This is a genomic window from Streptomyces sp. NPDC032940 (genome assembly GCF_040636935.1).
GTDB lineage: Bacteria > Actinomycetota > Actinomycetes > Streptomycetales > Streptomycetaceae > Streptomyces.
Genome location: NZ_JBEZVJ010000002.1, coordinates 1 through 17924, shown reverse-complemented (window position 1 = coordinate 17924; position 17924 = coordinate 1). Strand labels below are relative to the sequence as shown.

The window sequence follows — 17924 nt, the reverse complement described above, 5'->3', positions numbered from 1 at the left end:
GGGAAGTTGGCCTCAGTCCGTCCGAACCGGAGGAGAACCGTGTCCCGTAGAGCTGTCGTCGTCGGTGCCGGACTCGCGGGCATGCTGGCCGCGGCGGCGCTGTCCACCGCGGTGGACGAGGTGGTCGTGCTGGAGCGCGACGAGCTGCCGGACGGACCGGAGCACCGCCGGGGCCTGCCGCAGGGGCGGCACGCGCATCTGCTGATGGCCGGGGGCCTGGACGCCATGGAGGACCTCGTCCCCGGCGCCGGGCTGCGCAAGCGGCTGCTCGCGGCGGGGGCGCACGAGATATCGCTGAGTTCGGGCACGCTGGCGATGACCCCCGAGGGCTGGCTGCGGCGCTGGCGCCACGAGGGCCCCGCCATGCTCACGTGCAGCCGGGCGCTGCTGGACTGGACGCTGCGCGCGGCGGTGCTCGAGCGGCCCGGGGTCCGGATCCGCAAGGGCGACGCGCGGGAGCTGACGGGCGGTCCGGGGCGCGTCACGGGCGTCCGGGTCACGGCGCCGGACGGGTCCGGGGAGGAGGTCCTCGACGCCGGCCTGGTCGTCGACGCCGGCGGCCGGGGCTCGCGGCTGCTCACCTGGCTGGACGGCCTCGGCGTGACCGGGGTCCGGGAGCGGACCGTGGACTCCGGCCTGGTCAACGCCACCCGGGTGTACCGGGTGCCGGAGGGGGCGGAGCGGTTCCCGCTGACGGTCGTGCACGCCGACCCGTACGCGTCCCGGCCGGGGCACAGCGGCATGGTCCTGCCCATCGAGGACGGCCGCTGGATGGTCAGCCTGGGCGGCACCCGGGGCGGCGAGCCGCCGGCGGACCCGGAGGGCTTCCTGCGGTACGCCCTCGAGCTGCGCGACCCGGTCGTGGGCCGGCTGATCTCGGGCGCCGAGCCGCTCACCGGGGTGCATGTCAGCCGCAGCACCAGCAATGTGCGGCGGTACGTGGAGAGGGTCCGGCACTGGCCGGAAGGGCTCGTCGTCCTCGGCGACGCGCTGGCCACCTTCAACCCGGCCTACGGGCAGGGCATGTCGGTGGCCGCGCTGGGCGCGCGGGTGCTCGCCGGGGAGGTGCGGCGGGCCGGCCCCACCGCGCCCGGTCTGGCCCGCCGGGTGCAGCGCGGGGCGGCGGGGCCGGTCGGCGCGGCGTGGGCCATGGCGGTGGGCCAGGACGTGCGGTACCCGGGCACGCGCGGCGGGAGCCCGAACGCGGCGGACCGGCTCGTCGGCGCGTACACCCGGCGGCTGACCCGGACGGCGACCGGTTCCTATCCGGCGGCGGCGGCCCTGTGGGACGTGACCAGCATCCTGGCGGGGCCGGAGCGCGTCCTGCGCCCGGCCACCCTGCTGGCCACGCTGGCCGGCCCCCCGCTGCCGCCGCCGGCCGGACCGCCGCTGACCCCGTCCGAACGGGACGTCCTGCGGGCCCTGGACCGCACCGGCGCCTGACCGGGCGTCCCTGCCGTCAGCCCCGGAACGCCGGCTGCCGCAGCCCCGTGCCCGCCCCCGGCACCACGAGCACCGACCCGGCGAGCGGGTGCGGGGCGGCGAGGCCGGTGCGGGCCGTGGTGATGTACAGGTCGGCCAGGCCGGCACCGCCGAACGCGCAGGCGGTGACGAGCGGGACGGGCAGGCCGATCACCCGGTCCAGCGTGCCGTCCGGCGCGTAGCGGCGTACCGCCGAGCCGCCCCACAGCGCCACCCACACACCGCCCTCGGCGTCCACGGTGAGCCCGTCGGGGAAGCCGGCGCCCTCCTCGACGACGGCGAAGGGCCGCCGGCCGGCGACCTCGCCGGTCCCGGCGTCGTGGTCGAAGACGTCGATGCGGCGGGTCGGCGAGTCGATGTGGTACATGAGCCGCCCATCGGGGCTCCAGCCGGTGCCGTTGCTGACCGCCACGTCGTCCAGGACGGTCGTCGCGGTGCCGTCGCCCGTGAGGCGGAAGAGCGTGCCGCCGCCGGGGGCCTCGTCATAGCGCATGGTGCCGGCCCAGAGGCTGCCGTCGGGGGCGACGGCGGCGTCGTTGGCCCGGCGGCCGGGGACGGGGTCGTGATGCAGCGGGCGGAAGGTGCCGTCGGGGTCGAGGAGGCCGACGCCGTCGCGCAGGTTCAGGACGAGCCCGCCGCCGGCCCGCGGCTTGGCGGCGCCCACGTGCTGCTCGGTCGTGCGCACCGTGCGCCGCCCGGAGCCGGGGTCGTAGGTGTGCACGCGGCTGCCCAGGATGTCCACCCAGATCAGCCGGCCCGCGTCCGCGTCCCAGGTCGGCCCCTCGCCGAGCGCCGCCTCGGCCCGTACCGCCACCTCGTACGTCATGCCGCGCTCCGGTGGCCGAGCCGCTCGGACAGGTCGGCGGCGCCCTTCACGGCGAGCTCCTCCAGCTCGGCGCGGCGCTCCTCGCTCCAGCGGATCATGGGCACGGAGATCGACAGCGCGGCGACGACCCGGCCGGTGCGGTCCCGGACCGGGGCGGCCACGCAGGAGACGTCCGGGTTGGACTCGCGGTTCTCCACCGCGATGCCGCGCTCGCGGATCTCGGCGAGGGCCGTGCGCAGGGCGGCCGGGTCGGTGATGCTGTTCGGCGTCATCGCGGTGAGCTCGGCGCCGTCGGGGAAGCGGGCGGCGACCTCCGGCTCGGGCAGGGAGGCCAGCAGCATCTTGCCGACGGACGTGCAGTGCGCGGGCAGCCGGCGCCCGGCCGCCGACACCATGCGCACCGCGTGCGTGGAGTCGACCTTGGCGATGTAGATGACGTCGGTGTCCTCGAGGATCGCCACGTGCACGGTCTCGTCGCAGGTCTCGGCGACGCTCCGGGCGACCTGCTGGCCCTCGGCGGCGAGGTCGAGGTGCTCGGCGTAGCGGGCGCCGAGCTGGTACGGACGCACCCCGAGCCGGTACCGTCCGGGCTGGCCGGCCACGGGGACGATGTACTTGCGGGCGGCGAGCGTGGTCACCAGTTCGTGCACGGTGGTGCGCGGCAGCTGGAGCCGGCGCACGATGTCGGGGGCGGAGAGCGTGCCGTCCCCGTCGAGGAAGAGCTCCAGTATGTCGAGAGCCCGGGTCACGGCTGGTACGAGACGTCCCATGTCCGGCCCCCTCCCTAGGTGTCTCAGGCGCCTGCGGTCGCGATACCCGATGTTCGAGATATCAACAGGCGATCGGAATGGCGAACACAGGCTACTCATACTGCGTTTGCCGGGGCAATGGTCACGCGGGTGCGGCCTGCCCCGCTGAGCGACGATGGACGCATGCCCGCCTCCCCGCGCCCCGCAGGCCCGTTCACGCCGCTCGACTTCCAGCTGGTGCTGCTGCGCCGCATGGCCGACCACAACCCGGGCCTGGTCGAGGACGCCCGCCGCGAGCTGGGCGCCTCGGCCGCGGACATGCGGGAGGCCAACCGCCGCTGGCAGGCGATGCTCCGCTCCCCGCGGTCCCGATCGTCGGCCTCCCTCCCCCACGGCCTTGAGGGCATGGGAGGTACCCCCGTCCGCACCGTCCTGGGCGAGCCCGAGTCGACCGCCCCCCGCCGCATCGGGGACCTGGAGTGCGAGGCCCGGCAGTGGCGCCTCCCCCTCTGGCCGGACCTGCGCTTCGAGGTGCTCGTGACCGACAGGGGCGTCGTCTGGAACGAGTGGCTCGTCCGCGCCCCCGGCGCCCGGGCCCCGCGGCTGGAGACCCTGGACGACCTCACCCCCTGGTCCTGCACGGTCGACGAGGCCGCCCGCGCCTTCGCCCCCGCCCGCCCGCTCCAGGGCTCGGCACCCACCCGGTGGGGGCTCGCCTTCACCGCGCCGGACGCGGAGGGGCAGCGGCACGACGTGGTCGCGGAGTTCACCTGGGGGCTGCTCCAGCGGACGGCCACGGACGGCCGGCGGCCCTGAGGACCTCCTCGACGACGCGCGGCACCGAGCCCTCGTGCAGCCACAGGAACAGGTTCGGCTCGACCAGCTCCAGCTCCATCACCCGGGGCAGTCCGTCCTCCCCGTCCACCAGGTCGACCCGGGCGTACAGCAGCTCGGGCGCGCCGGGCACGGCGGCCAGGGCCCGCTCGGCCACGTCCCGTTCGGCCGGGGTCGCCGACCAGGGCTCGAGCCCGGGATGCGCGACCTTCCGCTCGTCGTAGGGCGTGCCGGGCGTCAGGACGGCGCCCTTGCGGCTGGCGTGCAGCAGCCGGCCGCCGACGTACTGCAGGGCCCGCTCACCGGCCGCGTCGATGCCGCGCACATACGGCTGCACCATCGCCGTGAGCCCCTCGGCGTGCATCCGCTCCACGTGCCGTACGGCGGTGTCGTGCCGGTCGGGCGTGTAGCGGGCGGCGAACCGGGCGCCGGCCCCGGATGCGGGCTTGACGACGTACTCGTGGTCGCCGGGCAGGCCGACCGGGTCGCCGGGGGCCAGGTACCGGGTGGGGACGACGGGCACCCCGGCCGCCGCGAGGTCGCCCAGGTAGCGCTTGTCGGTGTTCCAGCGCACCACCGCCGCCGGATTCGCCAGCCGCGTGACCTTCCCGCACACCTCGGCCCACGCGGTGAACTCGGCCGCCCGCCAGCTGTAGTCCCAGGTGGACCGTATGACGACGAGATCGAACGCGCCCCAGTCCACCGCGTCGTCGTCCCACACCTCGACCGACGCCCCGGCCCCCGCGTCCCGCAAGGCGGCCTCCAGCACCGGCAGATCACGGTCGACGCTGACCTGCGGCCCGGGACGGCAGGTGACGAGAGCGATGCGGGGCACGGCGGGCTCCTCTTCTTCGACGGCTGCCGGGCGGCGTCCGGAGGTTCTTCGTACGGCTGCCGGGAGGCTAACAACGCCGGCCGGCGGAACCGGAACCCGATGCTTGACCTTCACCTTCGGTGAAGCCCCAGCATCGGTGGCGGAACGGAGGGGAGCACGCGATGCGCGAGGACATGCTGACGATCGGTGCGTTCGCCAGGGCCTGCCGCCTGTCACCGAAGGCGCTGCGCCTGTACGACGAGCTGGACCTGCTGCGCCCGGCCCGGGTGGACCCGGACACCGGTTACCGCTACTACGCGGTGGCGCAGCTGGAGCAGGCGCGGCTGGTGGCCTGGCTGCGCCGGCTCGGGATGCCGCTGGCCGGCATCCGGCGGATCCGCGCCGTCGACGACCCGGCCTCGGCCGCCCGCGAGATCCGCGCCTACTGGGCGCGGGTGGAGGCGGAGACGGCGGCGCGGCGGGACCTCGCCTCCTTCCTGGTCGATCACCTGGCAGCGGAATCGAGAGAGGACCCCGTCATGAACGCCACCACGCTGGAACTGCGGTACTGCGCCCACTCGGACACCGGTCGCGTCCGCCCCGCCAACCAGGACGCCGCGTACGCGGGCACCCGGCTGCTCGCCGTGGCCGACGGCTTCGGGCCGGCCGGCGCGCCCGCGAGCAGCGCCGCGGTGGAGGCGCTGCGCTTCCTGGACACGGAGGAGGTGCCGGCGGGCGGTGTGCTCAACCTGCTGGAGGACGCCGTGCAGGGAGCGGCCGACGCGGTGCGGGACGCCGCGGGCGGCACCGCGGAGGCCGGCACCACGCTGACGGCGATGCTGTGGACGGGCTCCCGGCTGGCGCTGGTGCACATAGGCGACTCGCGGGCGTATCTGCTGCGCGACGGCGAGCTGTTCCGCATCACCCACGACCACACGATGGTCCAGTCGATGGTCGACGAGGGCCGGCTGACGCCGGAGGAGGCGGCGGCCCACCCGCAGCGCGCGCTGCTGCTGAAGGCGCTCATCGGTGACGGCCCGCACCCACACCCGGACCTGCGGCTGCACGAGGCCCTCCCCGGCGACCGGTATCTGCTCTGCTCCGACGGCCTGTCCTCCGTCGTCCCGCAGGACCGGGTCCACGAGCTGCTGGCCGCCGCCCCGGTCCCCGACCGTGCGGTGACCGCGCTGGTCGACGCGGCGAACGCGGCGGGCGGCCCGGACAACGTCAGCTGTGTGGTCGCGGACGTGGTGGAGGCCGTGGCCTGAGGCGTGCTCGTGCGGCAGGATCGGCGCCATGTCGGCCTGTGGAACGGACGCCTACGACGCGGCCGCCGGAAGCCTGCCCCCGCTGGTGGGGCGGGCCCTGGCCGCCGCGCGGGCCCACGGGTTCTCGTACTCCTGCCGGCCGGAGCAGGGACGGCTGCTGCACGTCCTGGCCGGCGGGGCGCGCGGGACGATCGGGGAGACCGGGACGGGCTGTGGGGTGGGGCTGGCCTGGCTGGCGTCCGGGGCGGGGCCGGGGGTGCGGCTGGTGAGCGTGGAGCGGGATCCGGGGCGTGCGCGGACAGCCGCCGAGGTCTTCGCCGGGCGGCCCGGGGTGGAGGTGCTCACCGGAGACTGGACGCGGATCGCCGAGCGGGGCCCGTACGACCTGCTGGTGCTGGACGGCGGCGGGCAGGGCAAGGCGGAGCACGACCCGCCCGCCGACGTGGGCCGGCTGCTCACCCCGGGCGGCACGGTGGTGCTGGACGACTTCACCCCGGCCACCGGGTGGCCCCCGGTGCACGAGGGCCGGGTCGACCGGGCGCGGCTGCACTGGCTGGAGCATCCGGCACTGCGCACCGTCGAGCTGCGCCTCGCGCCCGGCCTCGCCGCGCTGGTGGGGACGCGGCACCTGTCCCCCGGGGCGTGATGTGACCGGCGGAAGCCTGCCGCCGCGCCGGGGACCGGAGTGACCGGCGTCAACCTCCCGCGGCGTCGGATCGCCCCGGGGCCGGGGTAGGAACGGGGTGTCCGTTTCCCGAGTCCCCAGGAGTGCCGCGTGTCCTCCCTCTTCCCCGCCCTCACCCACGCCCCGGGCGACCAGGTCGCCCTGCGGTTCGGCGAACGCTCCCTGACCTACGCGGAGCTGGCCGCGGCGGCCGGGGCCGTCGGTGACCGGGTGCGCGGCGCCGGCCGGGTCGCCGTGTGGGCGGCGCCGGCGATGGAGACCGCCGTCGCCGTCGTGGGCACGCTGCTCGCCGGTGCCGCCGCCGTGCCGCTCAACCCGAAGTCGGGTGCGAAGGAGCTCGCCCACATCCTGTCCGACAGCGCCCCTGCCCTGGTGCTGGCCGCCCCCGGCGACCAACTGCCCGAGCCGCTCGCCGCGCTGCCGCGCGTGGACGTCGACGTGCGCGCCGCCGGGTCCGCCCCCGCCGGCGAGGGCGGTGCGGAGGATCCCGCGCTGATCGTCTACACCTCCGGCACCACCGGCCCGCCCAAGGGCGCCGTCATTCCCCGGCGGGCGCTCGCCGCCACCCTGGACGCGCTCGCCGACGCCTGGCGGTGGACCGGCGACGACGTACTGGTGCAGGGGCTGCCGCTGTTCCATGTGCACGGGCTGGTGCTCGGCATCCTCGGCCCGCTGCGCCGCGGCGGCTCGGTGCGGCACCTCGGCAGGTTCAGCACCGAGGGCGCCGCGCGGGAGCTGGGCGACGGCGCGACCATGCTGTTCGGGGTGCCGACGATGTACCACCGCATCGCCGAGGCCCTGCCCGGCGACCCCGAGCTGGCCAAGGCGCTCGCGGGCGCCCGGCTGCTGGTGTCCGGGTCGGCCGCGCTGCCGGTGCACGACCTCGAGCGGATCACCGCCGCGACCGGACGGCACGTCATCGAGCGGTACGGCATGACGGAGACCCTCATGCTGTGCTCGTCCCGGTGGACACCCCCGGACCCCCGGCCCGGCGTCCGCGCCGACGGCGAGCCCCGGGCCGGCACCGTGGGCGTGCCGCTGCCGGGGGTGGAGCTGCGGCTCGTGGAGGAGGACGGCACACCGATCACGGCCCTCGACGGGGAGACCGTCGGCGAGATCCAGGTACGCGGCCCGAACCTGTTCACGGAGTACCTGAACCGCCCCGACGCCACCGCCGCCGCCTTCACCGCGGACGGCTTCTTCCGCACCGGCGACATGGCGGTGCGCGACCCCGACGGCTGTGTCCGCATCGTCGGCCGCAAGGCCACCGACCTGATCAAGAGCGGCGGGTACAAGATCGGTGCCGGGGAGATCGAGAACGCGCTGCTCGAGCACCCGGCGGTGCGCGAGGCGGCCGTCACCGGGGAACCCGACCCGGACCTGGGCGAGCGGATCGTCGCCTGGATCGTGCCGGCCGACCCCGCCGCGCCGCCCGCCCTCGACGAGTTGGCCGGTCATGTCGCCGCCCGCCTCGCCCCGCACAAGCGGCCCCGCGTCGTCCGCTATCTCGACGCGCTGCCCCGCAACGACATGGGGAAGATCATGAAGCGGGCGCTGGACCATGGCTGACCGGCTCTCCGCCCGCGCGTTCCTCGCCCTGCTCACCGACGATTTCACCGAACTCCCCCGCCCGGACGGCGACCGGGAACCCGACGGCCCGCTCGGCGGGCCCGGCTACGGCGACCAGCGCGACCGGGCCGCCGCCCGCACCGGCTGGAGGCGGCCTACGCGTACGCGCGCGAGCACCGGCTGCCGGTCGTGCCGCTGGTCGCCACCGGGGGCAGCCGGATGCAGGAGGGGATGTTCGCGCTGACCCAGCTCCAACGCGTGGCCCGGCAGTCGGCGCTCACCCGGGGGGCCGGCCTCGCGCAGATCGCCGTCGTGCGGGACCCCGCCACCGGCGGCGGCTGGGCGACGCTGGGCGCGGGCGCCGACGTGGTCCTCGCGCTGCCCGGCGCCCGGGTGGGCTTCGCCGGTTCCCGGGTCCGGCCGCCGGACGCCGACCCGGCGGCGTACACGGCCGAGGCGCAGGCGGCGGCGGGCAGCGCGGACGCCGTCGTGGAGCCCGGGGAACTGCGCGCGACGCTGGGCCGCTGGCTGCGGCTGCTGACGACGCCGGGTGGTCGTCGTTCGTGAACATGCTGGAGTACAAGGCCGGCCGGTACGGGCGCACCTTCGTGAAGATCGGCCGGTTCGAGCCGACCTCGCAGGTGTGCTCGCAGTGCGGCGTCAAGGACGGCCCCAAGCCCCTGCACGTCCGTGTGTGGACGTGCGGGGCGTGCGGGGCCGTCCTGGACCGGGACATCAACGCGGCGGTCAACGTCGCCAAGGCGGCCGGACTGGCCGTGTCAGCCCGTGGAGCGCAGGTAAGACCGGGACTCGTCCCGGCACCGCGCGGCGAAGCAGGAACCCACCCGACACCGCAGCCTTCAACGGCGCGGTAGGCGGGAATCGCCGCCCCTTCAGAGCGGCGAGGATGTCAATTCTCCGTCATCGCGCCCGAACTCGCCGCGGCGATCCTGAAGCGCGCACCGGAGGAGGTGGAGGCGACGGCGGGTCAACTGCGGCTGCGGCCACAGGACTTGGCAGACCTGGGCGTGCTGCGGCTTCGAACAGGGGAGCACGTGTTCCCTGGAACAGGTGATCGTCGCTCATGAGATCGCACGGGACCCGTGCGCCCGGAGATACTGACGGTGCGCGAGCGACGGGCTGCAGACCGTAGTCGAGCGCAGGTCCCACACCATGAACAGCGCAAGGAGCTGCACGATCATGAACCTTCTCACCGACATCCTCGCCGGCCTCGTCCACTTCGTCGGCTGGCTGGTCTGACGGTCGGAGAAACCAGGCGGCGCCGCCTCCCCGTCCCAGGGAGGCGGCGCCGTCTTCGTACGACCAGGCGCCCGCCGTGGGTTACCGGACGCCCACGGCCCGCACGATCTCCTGCGTGACCGAGCCGCCCCGGTCGTCGCGCGCCGAGGCCCGCAGCGAGATGTGCCCGGTGCCGCGCGGCACGTCCAGCGTCCCGTGCCAGTTCGCGCCCTCGCCGGTCAGCCGGACGGACTTCCAGGTCGTGCCGCCGTCGTAGGACACCTGGAGGGTGCCGCCGCCGATCGTCCCGGTGTCCGGGGCACCGGCCACGTACTCGGCGCCGAGCCCGACCGACAGCTTCCGCCCGCCGCGCACCCCGCCCGCGAGGTCGGTGTCCACGTCGAAGGACAGGTTGATCAGTGGCAGGCGGGTCCAGCGGTCCTCGGGGGTCGCGGCCGAACGGAAGGTCCACTCGGCGTGGCCGCTCGTCCCCAGCCCCCAGCGCTCCGCGTCCAGCGCGGTGTCCGTGACCAGCTTGTACGTGTGCTCGTCGGCGGGCGCCTCCCACACGTAGGCGGCGGACGACGGCCCCTCGTCGACCAGTTCGCCGTCCAGGTACACGGCCGTGGTCTGGGTCATCCCGCTGGTCTCGCTCCACACGTCGCCGAAGCCGGTGTGGTCGGGGCCGGAGTCGCCCCAGCCGGGGGCGTTGAACTGGAGCCGGTTGCCGGCGCGCTGCTGGCCCCAGCCGAGCCCGGTGCCGAGCCACGGGTGCCAGACGGGCTTGAACCAGTCGAGCTGCGGCCGCGACCCGCCCTCGTACCGCACCAGCCCGCTGCGCTGCTCCAGCGCGCCGTCGGCGGCGTCCACCGACTCGTGCCACAGCTGGCCGCGCCCGGTCGACACGTACTCGGTCCGCTCGGCCGGGTAGTCGATGCGCTCCTTGAAGCCGAGGCCGACCGGGAAGGTGCCGGTGATCGAGTACCGGAACTCGCCCCCGCTCACCGGCCGCGCGGCGTGGTACTTCGCGTGCACGACGGCCAGGTCCCGCCTGCCCGGCCGGTACGTCAGGTCCCGGTCCGGCACCGCGCCGGGGTGCCCCTCGGACACGTCGTACACGTAGGGCGTGTTGCGCGTGCCGGTCATGTCGACGCGGCCGGCCCTGCGCAGCCGGGCGGCGTCGGCGGCGTTCACCGTGGCGATGGTGAGCGGCCGGTCGGCGTTGTCGTCGGTGCCCCACCACGCCGTCAGCCGGCCGGGCGCGTCGTCGGTGACGAACAGCGCCTCGGCGCCCGCGTCCTGGGCGGCCCGGGCGAGGGCGGCCGGCGTGGTGCCCTCGGCGAGCCGGGCGAGGACCGCTTTGCCCTCGACCCCGGCGAGCGGGCCGGTGCCGACGTCGACGAGCGGCAGCCTCGTCCGGCCGTCGGCGAGCGTGCCGCCCGGCTGCACGACGGCCTCGCCGAGCCCCTTGACCTCCAGCAGCGGCTTGCCGAGCCGCCACACGGTCCGGTACTCGAAGCCGCCCCGGGTGACCTTCTCGGTCGGCGCGGCGAAGACGCTGTCGTAGGTCAGCGGCACCTGCACGGCGCCGAACAGGTCGGAGCCGTTCGCGCTGCGGTCGTACTCCATGAGCAGCTGACGGGTCTCGGTGCGCCGGCCGACGTCCGCGCGGAGCTCGCGCAGTGTCCGGCCGTCGAGGGTGATCTCCCGGTCCCGGTCGAGGACGACCTCGGGCGCCGCGAGGAAGCCGAGGCCGAGCGAGTCGGGGCCGTGGCTGCCGTGCACGTCGAGGAAGGAGGTGAGGCTGTACGTCCCCGGCACGAGCCGCAGTTTCAGGGTGCCCGAGTCGCCGACGTGGGCGGGCACGGGGTCGACGCCCTCGGCCAGCCGCTGGACGGCGAGGTCGGCGGCGGTCGCCGCGCCCGCGCGGTCCTTGACGTGGACGGTGAGCGTGTACCGCTCCTCCTCCTTGACCAGCCCGAACGCGGTGTGCGCGACGGGGGTGCCGCCGGCCGAGGCCACGATCTGGCCGCCGGTGTTCCCGACCGGCGCCTTCGCACCGTCCCCGGTCACGGTCGTGGAGGCCGTGCCGTGGGCGGGCACGGTGAGCGCGGTGTCGGCGAGCGTGGCGACCCCGTCGGGCGCCCCCTGCACGGACAGGCTCAGCTCGACGGGGGCGTCGGAGGAGTTGGTGTAGGTGACGGTGCGGGTGACCGTCTCGTTGCCCTCGTAGGGCCAGGCGTGGAAGCCGAGGTCGGCGCTGCCCGTCGCGGTGATCTCGGCGCCGACGGCGTCGGGCACGCTGACCCGGCCCGCGCCCAGCTGGTAGGCGGAGGCGTCGAGCCGCTTCGACGTGGACATCAGGGCGTCCTTGAGCTGGGCGCCCGTCCAGTCGGGGTGCTTCTCGGCGAGCAGGGCGGCGACGCCGGCGATGTGCGGGGTGGCCATCGACGTGCCGTCCATCGAGGTGTAGTCGCCGCTGCCCTCGCTGAGCCGGGACCGGGCGGCGAGGATGCCGACGCCGGGGGCGGAGAGGTCGGGCTTGAGCGCGTTGTCCCCGTAGCGGGGGCCGCCGCTGGTGAACCAGGCCGCCTGGTCGGCGGAGTCGACGGCGCCCACGGTCAGCGCGGCGTCGGCGGCGCCGGGCGAGCCTATGGAGGAGGGTGCGCCGGTGTTGCCGGCGGCGATCACGAACAGGGCGCCGGTCTCCCGGGACAGGGTGTTCACGGCCTGCGCCATGGGATCGGTGCCGTCGCTCGGCTCGGTCGAGCCGAGGCTCATCGAGACGATGTCGGCGTCCACGTCCCGGGCGGCCCACTCCATGCCGGCGATGATCTCGGACTCGCTGCCCGTCCCCTGGTCGCTGAGGACCTTGCCGACGGCGAGCGTGGCGCCGGGGGCGACGCCCTTCTCCTTGCCGTCGGAGGCCGCGCCGCTGCCGCCGACGGTGGAGGTGACGTGCGTGCCGTGGCCGTGCCGGTCGGCGACCTCCTCGCCGGGGATGAAGCTGCGGCTCTCGGCGATCCGTCCGGCGAGGTCGGGGTGGCCGGCGTCCACACCGCTGTCCAGCACGGCGACGGTGACGCCCTTGCCGGTCAGCCCGGCCTCCCAGGCCTCGGGGGAGCCTATCTGCGCGTTGCTCTCGGCCATGGCGGCGGTAACCCGCCCGTCGAGCCACACGCCGTCGATGCCGGTCTGCCCGGTGAACGACCGCCAGAAGGTACGTCCCCTGTCCGCCTCGACGGCGGCGCCGCGCACGCTGGGCAGCGCCCGCGTCCGCTCGGCGCCGCGCGGGGTGACGGCCCGCGCCTTCTCGTCGTACGTCACGATCAGCGGCAGCTCGCCGCTCTCGGTGTCGGCGAGCCCCTGCCGCAGCAACTCGTCCACGTCGAAGAGCCGTTCGTCGAGCCGCCCGTCGCGCAGATAGGGCAGGGCCTCGTCCGGTACGACGCTGATCCGGCCGTTCGCGTTCTGGGTGCGCACGGCACCGGTGGCGCCCGGGGGACGCTCGACGGTGACGGTCCTGCGGCCGGCCCCGAGGTCGGTGACGGTCACCCGGTCCCCGGTGACGAGGGTGACGGTACGGGTGGCCGTCTGGATGCGCGTGCTCCCGAAAGCGCCCTCGGCCGTGGACGTCGCCGTCGCCGTCGCCGCCGTCGCCGGCCCGACCGGCAGCAGGCCGATCACGAGCCCGGCCGACAGGAGGGCCGCTCCGCGTCTGACTGGTCCTCTGCTCATCCTCGCCTCTCTTCGTGGAGTGCTGCGAAAGAGTCTCAGGGGACCTGTGTGACAAGGAAGTTGCCGGGACGTGGCGGGTTGGCGCCTCGGCGCATTCCCGCCACGGGGACGGCGGACGGCGCGACGCCCTCGGCGGCGCCCCCCATTCAGCGGCCCCCCGCCCGGCCCCCTCCAGAGGGCGCCCGCCCCCGCCCCCGCACACGATGCCTAGGAGACCGGCCCCCCGCCGGCCCCGCACGGTCTGCGCTCTCGGGAGGAACTGCCATGACCGCCACTCTGGAGCAGCTGCGCCGCTGCCACTTCGCCGTCGACCTCGGCGCGTCGAGGACCCGGGTCTATGTGAAGGGCTCCGGGCTGGTCGTCGACCAGCCGTCCGCCGCCGCGGTCAACACCCGTACCGGCGCGCTCATCGCGGTGGGCGAGCTCGCGGAGAAGATGACCGGCCGCACCCCCGGCTACATCCGTGTCGTCCGGCCGGTCTCCGGCGGCACGATCGTCGACATCGAGATGGCCCAGCGCATGCTGCGGCACCTGCTCGGCGACAAGATGCGCCGGGCGCTGCGCCGCAAGCCCCGGCTGCGCGCCGCCGTGTGCACCCCGCACGACGCCGATCCGCTGGCCCAGCGGGCGGCGATCGAGACGCTGGTCGGGCTCGGCGCCCGGCGGGTGGAGCTGGTCGACACGCTGATCGCCGCGGCGGTCGGCTGCGGACTGCCCGTGGAGCAGCCCGAGGCGACGATGATCATGGTGTGCGGGGCGCACGCCACGCAGGTGGCGGTGCTCTCGCTCGGCTCGACCGTCACCGCCGAGCGCATCCCGGTGGGCGGCGAGGCCGTCGACCACGCGATCGTGCAGCACCTGCGCCACCAGCACGAGCTGGTGCTGCCCAGCCAGTCGGTGCGCCCGCTCCAGCTCGCCCTGTCGGGCAACGGCCTCACCCCGCAGGGCCCGGCGTCCACCGAGATCCACGGGCGGGACGTGGCGACCGGACTGGCACGCAGCGTGAAGGTCGACACGGCCGCCGTGCGCAACGCGATCCAGACGCCGCTGACGGCCGTCCTCGACGGCATCGGCAAGGTGCTGCGCGACTGCCCGCCCGATCTGGTCGCGGACCTCGCCGACCGCGGGATCATGATGGTGGGCGGCAGTGCGCTGCTGCCCGGCTTCGACCAGATGCTGCGTCAGGCGACCGGTATGCCGGTGCACATCGCGGAGCGGCCCGACGTGTGCGCCGTGCAGGGGCTCGGCACGATGCTCGAGGGCCGGGTGGAGCCGCTGGTGCTGGACCCGCTGGCCGACTGACCGCCGCGGAACCGACGCCATGACCGCCCGGCCCGCGGCACGGCTGAGCCGCCTCCTCGACGCTCTCCTCGAGGTCGGCACCGACCTGGACCTGCGCGGCACCCTCCAGCACGTCGTGGACGGCGCCGCCGAACTGACCGGCGCCGCCCGTGCGACGCTGACCCCGGCCGACCCGGCCGCGACGGGCCTCCCCGAGATCAGCACCCCGCCCCCGAAGGCCCCCGCCCGGGCTGCGACCCCGCACCGCCTGCGGGTGCCGATCCACGTACGCGACGAGAGGTTCGGCGAGCTGTGCCTGACCGGACCGCCCGGCGACGGCCCGTTCACGGCGGAGGACGAGCAACTGCTGCGGGTCCTCACCACCCAGGCCGGCATCGCGATCGGCAACGCCCGCCTGTACGAGACGGCTCGGCAGCGCGAGCACTGGATCGAGGGCGCGGCGGCCGTCACCACGGCGCTGCTCACCGGGCAGAGCGCGGACGGCGCCCTGACGACGGTCGCGGAACGCGCCCGGCTGCTGGCCGGCGCCTCGGCCGGGGTGATCCTCCAGCCGACCCCCGAGGGCGGCATGGAGATCGTGACCGCCTCGACCCCCGACGACCCGGACGGCCTCGTCGGCACGGCCATCGCCCCGGGCAGCCCCGTCCTCGAGCAGTTGCTGGGCGGTGAGCCGGTGTTCATCGCGGACTCGGCCACCGACCCGCGCATGACGACCCGGGTACGGCACCGGTTCGGCCCCAGCATGATGCTGCCGTTGCAGGCGAGCGGCCGGCTGATCGGCACCCTCGCCCTGCCCCGCCGCCGCGGCGGACACCCGTACACGTCCGTCGAACGGCTGCTCGCCACCCAGTTCGCCTCCCAGGCCGCGCTGGCCCTCGTCCTCGCCGACGCCGGTCCGGGCCGCGAGCGCCTCGCGGTGTACGAGGACCGCGACCGCATCGCCCGCGACCTGCACGACCTGGTGGTGCAGCGGCTGTTCGCCACCGGTATGACGCTGGAGTCGACCCGGCGCCGCCCCGGCGCGGACGGCGTCCGCGACCTCCTCGGCCGGGCGGTGGACGAGCTGCGCTCCACGGTCCAGGAGGTCCGTACGGCGATCTTCGCACTCCAGCAGCCCCCGCCCGGCCCGCCGGCCGGACTGCGCGGCCGGGTGCTGCGCGAGACGGCGTCCGCCGCGACCCTGCTCGGCTTTCCGCCCTCCACGCACTTCAGGGGCCCGGTGGACGGCCGCGTACCGGAAGACCTCGCGGCCCCCCTCCTCTCCGCCCTGCGCCGCGCCCTGGCCGCCGCGTCCCGCGGGCCGGACGTCTCCCGCGTCGAGGTCGTGGTCGACGCCACGGCGGCCCTGCCCGACGGCCGCGACGCGGTACGCCTGACGGTCACCCACGACGGCACACCCGACGGCGAACGCTCGACGACCACCTGGCAGTCACCCCTGTGATCCCCCGAGCGCCCGCCGCGTCGGGCACCGCCTTTACCCGCCCATGGGCGGCTCATTCCCCGCGGCCGGGTGTACGTCCGCCGGACGGCGGGCAGGCGCACCGGCAGACGGGGGCCGGGTGACGTCGGGAACGTCGTCGGGGATCGATGAGGACGGACAAGGCGGTGACATGACCTCAGCGGCACCACCACGTCTGGCGGGGAGGCCGGCCACCCTGGTGATCGACGGCCGTGTGGAGGCGGGCCGGGCGCTGCTCGTCCCTCGTGGCGAGCTGGTCCACGGCTGTGCGGACGTCCTGGCCGAGGCGCTCGCCTCGCTGCCCGCGGGCGTCGAGCGGGTCGACCTGGACATGGGCGACGTGTCGTTCATGGACACGGCGGGACTGCAGTTCCTGGAGCTGCTGCGCGACTACGGCGACCGGCGGGCGGTGCCGGTGACGGCGCGCGGCTGGACCGGCCAGCCGCGCAGGATCCTCGAACTGCTCGGCCTGGACACCGCCTGTCCCCTGCACGGCACGCCGCACCCCCGCACCGGTGAACCGGCGGGTTCGGCGGTGGCGGCGGAGCGGTCGGAGCGGCTGCACCTGTTGCAGGAGGAGGTGGAGCAGCTCCGGCAGGCCATCGCCTCCCGCCCGGTCATCGACCAGGCGCGGGGCGTCCTGATGGCCCTCCACGCCTGTACGCCGGACGAGGCGTGGCACATCCTGCGGGAGGCCTCCCAGCTGTCCAACACCAAGCTGCGCACGGTGGCCGCGGCGGTGACGGCCGGCGCCCGCACCGACGGCCCGCCGCCACCGCCCGAGGTCCGCGCGGCCCTGCGGACGGCCCTGGACCGGTCCGGCCGCTGAGCCGCACTCCGGAAGGCATGGTGCCGCCGGCGCGGGCGGGGTACTCGGCACCGGAACCCCGCCCCGGCAGGAGGTGCCCCGATGACCCACCAGACCCCGTCCCAGGCGGAGGGCGAACGCGACGACGAGCCGGACCGCACGGACACCCCGACCCCGGCCCAGACGACTCCCTCCCAGGCGGAGGGCGCCCGCGAGGAGGAGGAACCCGACGAGGACGGCCTCTGAGGCGCCGCACGGCCTTCATGTCATGCACTGAACCACCCGGGTTCTGTGTACGGTGAGGATCTTCGGACTCGTCGCGGGATGGAACTCGGGGGGACACAGCGTCATGACGCGCGAACCGGACGGCATACGGCAACACCCACCGATGCCGCCGCAACCGCCGCTGCCTCCCATGCCCCAGGTGCCTCCCCAGCCCGTCCACGGGGCGCCCCGGTGGGCGTGGTGGGTCGTCGGCATCCTGGTGCCCGTGCTCGGCCTGGTCGTCACGCTGATCAACCAGTCGGGGAACGCCCCCTCGCACAGCTCACCCGCTCCGCCGGCGCCGGCCCCCGCCGCGTCGGCGGCACCCGGGACCTCGGCCGCCGAGGACCCGAGCGAACCGGCCACCGACGAGCCGGCCGCCGACGAAGCCGTCACCACGCTGTCCCCGTCTCCGTCGCCGTCGAGGACGTCGGCGGAGATCCTCAAGAGAGGGGACTTCTCGCTGGCCGAGGGCGACAGCGCGGACCTGGAGCACGGCACCGTCGGACCGTCGGTGGCGAGCCCTGACATGTCGTGGAGCGGCGGCGACGAGTTCTCCGCCATGAACGGCCGCGTGAGCACCAGCTCCAGCGGTGCGACCCCCAGGGCCTGCGCCCACGTGCTCGAGGCCTTCCCCAGAGCCACGGGCTGGATGGCCGCCGGCACCGAGGGCACCTGGTTCTGCATGCCGACCAGCGCGAACCATCTGGCGGCCGTGGAGTGGCTGGGCAGCGACGAGAACGGGATGCGCTTCCACTACATCGTCTGGGCCACCCCGGCCCCCGAAGACGCCTAGGGCCTGTCCGGCGGATCTTGGATGGTTGCTCCCTGCGGAGGCTAGGGTCTGGCTGCGGAGGCTAGGGTCTGGCTATGGGATCAATGGGGGA

General features: G+C 75.3%; 14 protein-coding genes and 3 pseudogenes. 13 read left to right on the top strand and 4 right to left on the bottom strand.

What is annotated here, in order from left to right:
- The first annotated feature begins 39 nt into the window (after positions 1-39).
- Positions 40-1443, top strand: a complete 1404-nt coding sequence (locus tag AB0E77_RS02670; RefSeq protein WP_361564480.1) for an FAD-dependent monooxygenase — start codon at positions 40-42, stop codon at positions 1441-1443.
- Between the two features lie 16 nt (positions 1444-1459).
- On the opposite strand, the gene AB0E77_RS02665 is transcribed toward AB0E77_RS02670, so the two are convergent.
- Together AB0E77_RS02665 and AB0E77_RS02660 are read right to left on the bottom strand one after the other, a co-directional pair.
- Positions 1460-2308 (bottom strand): SMP-30/gluconolactonase/LRE family protein, encoded by an 849-nt coding sequence (locus AB0E77_RS02665; protein ID WP_361564477.1) that lies wholly within the window; start codon positions 2306-2308, stop codon positions 1460-1462.
- Positions 2305-3078: an IclR family transcriptional regulator gene (locus tag AB0E77_RS02660; protein WP_361564474.1), complete on the bottom strand. Its 774-nt coding sequence runs from the start codon at positions 3076-3078 to the stop codon at positions 2305-2307. Before AB0E77_RS02660 ends, AB0E77_RS02665 begins: the two co-directional genes overlap by 4 nt.
- A gap of 162 nt (positions 3079-3240) precedes the next feature.
- Here AB0E77_RS02660 and AB0E77_RS02655 point away from each other — a divergent pair, with 162 nt between their 5' ends.
- Positions 3241-3873 carry a hypothetical protein gene (locus AB0E77_RS02655; RefSeq protein WP_361564471.1) on the top strand — a complete coding sequence of 211 codons (633 nt, stop codon included), beginning with the start codon at positions 3241-3243 and terminating at the stop codon, positions 3871-3873.
- On the opposite strand, the gene AB0E77_RS02650 is transcribed toward AB0E77_RS02655, so the two are convergent.
- The gene (locus AB0E77_RS02650) at positions 3824-4726 is read right to left on the bottom strand and encodes a hypothetical protein (protein ID WP_361564468.1); all 903 of its coding nucleotides are present in this window, start codon (positions 4724-4726) and stop codon (positions 3824-3826) included. The two genes, AB0E77_RS02655 and AB0E77_RS02650, sit on opposite strands and share 50 nt — an antisense overlap.
- A gap of 161 nt (positions 4727-4887) precedes the next feature.
- Between AB0E77_RS02650 and AB0E77_RS02645 the strand changes: the two genes are divergently transcribed.
- The 6 genes and pseudogenes from AB0E77_RS02645 to AB0E77_RS02620 form a co-directional block, all read left to right on the top strand.
- Positions 4888-5973 (top strand): MerR family transcriptional regulator, encoded by a 1086-nt coding sequence (locus AB0E77_RS02645; protein ID WP_361564466.1) that lies wholly within the window; start codon positions 4888-4890, stop codon positions 5971-5973.
- 28 nt (positions 5974-6001) lie between these two features.
- Positions 6002-6619, top strand: coding sequence for a class I SAM-dependent methyltransferase (locus tag AB0E77_RS02640; protein WP_361564464.1), 618 nt, complete (start codon positions 6002-6004; stop codon positions 6617-6619).
- Positions 6620-6748: 129 nt separating this feature from the next.
- Positions 6749-8227, top strand: coding sequence for an acyl-CoA synthetase (locus AB0E77_RS02635; protein ID WP_361564462.1), 1479 nt, complete (start codon positions 6749-6751; stop codon positions 8225-8227).
- Positions 8220-8770 (top strand): annotated as a pseudogene (locus tag AB0E77_RS02630) (carboxyl transferase domain-containing protein); the annotation flags it as partial. The gene AB0E77_RS02635 and the pseudogene AB0E77_RS02630, both read left to right, overlap by 8 nt.
- A pseudogene (locus tag AB0E77_RS02625) lies at positions 8770-9102 on the top strand (zinc ribbon domain-containing protein); the annotation flags it as partial. The pseudogenes AB0E77_RS02630 and AB0E77_RS02625, both read left to right, overlap by 1 nt.
- Before the next feature lie 39 nt (positions 9103-9141).
- Positions 9142-9315 (top strand): annotated as a pseudogene (locus tag AB0E77_RS02620) (acetyl-CoA carboxylase); the annotation flags it as partial.
- Positions 9316-9568: 253 nt separating this feature from the next.
- On the opposite strand, the gene AB0E77_RS02615 reads toward AB0E77_RS02620, so the two are convergent.
- Positions 9569-13204, bottom strand: coding sequence for a S8 family serine peptidase (locus tag AB0E77_RS02615; RefSeq protein WP_361564459.1), 3636 nt, complete (start codon positions 13202-13204; stop codon positions 9569-9571).
- A gap of 264 nt (positions 13205-13468) precedes the next feature.
- On the opposite strand from AB0E77_RS02615, the gene AB0E77_RS02610 reads away from it, so the two are divergent.
- From AB0E77_RS02610 to AB0E77_RS02590, 5 genes are all read left to right on the top strand, one after another.
- Complete coding sequence (locus AB0E77_RS02610; RefSeq protein WP_361564456.1) at positions 13469-14506, top strand: rod shape-determining protein; 1038 nt, start codon at positions 13469-13471, stop codon at positions 14504-14506.
- Between the two features lie 19 nt (positions 14507-14525).
- Positions 14526-15947 carry a GAF domain-containing protein gene (locus AB0E77_RS02605; protein ID WP_361564453.1) on the top strand — a complete coding sequence of 474 codons (1422 nt, stop codon included), beginning with the start codon at positions 14526-14528 and terminating at the stop codon, positions 15945-15947.
- Between the two features lie 169 nt (positions 15948-16116).
- On the top strand, positions 16117-16794 hold the full coding sequence (locus AB0E77_RS02600; RefSeq protein WP_361564450.1) for an ANTAR domain-containing protein: 678 nt from the start codon (positions 16117-16119) through the stop codon (positions 16792-16794).
- 81 nt (positions 16795-16875) lie between these two features.
- The gene (locus AB0E77_RS02595) at positions 16876-17019 is read left to right on the top strand and encodes a hypothetical protein (RefSeq protein ID WP_361564448.1); all 144 of its coding nucleotides are present in this window, start codon (positions 16876-16878) and stop codon (positions 17017-17019) included.
- A 178-nt stretch (positions 17020-17197) separates the two neighbouring features.
- Positions 17198-17833, top strand: a complete 636-nt coding sequence (locus AB0E77_RS02590; RefSeq protein WP_361564445.1) for a hypothetical protein — start codon at positions 17198-17200, stop codon at positions 17831-17833.
- The last annotated feature ends 91 nt before the right edge of the window (positions 17834-17924 follow it).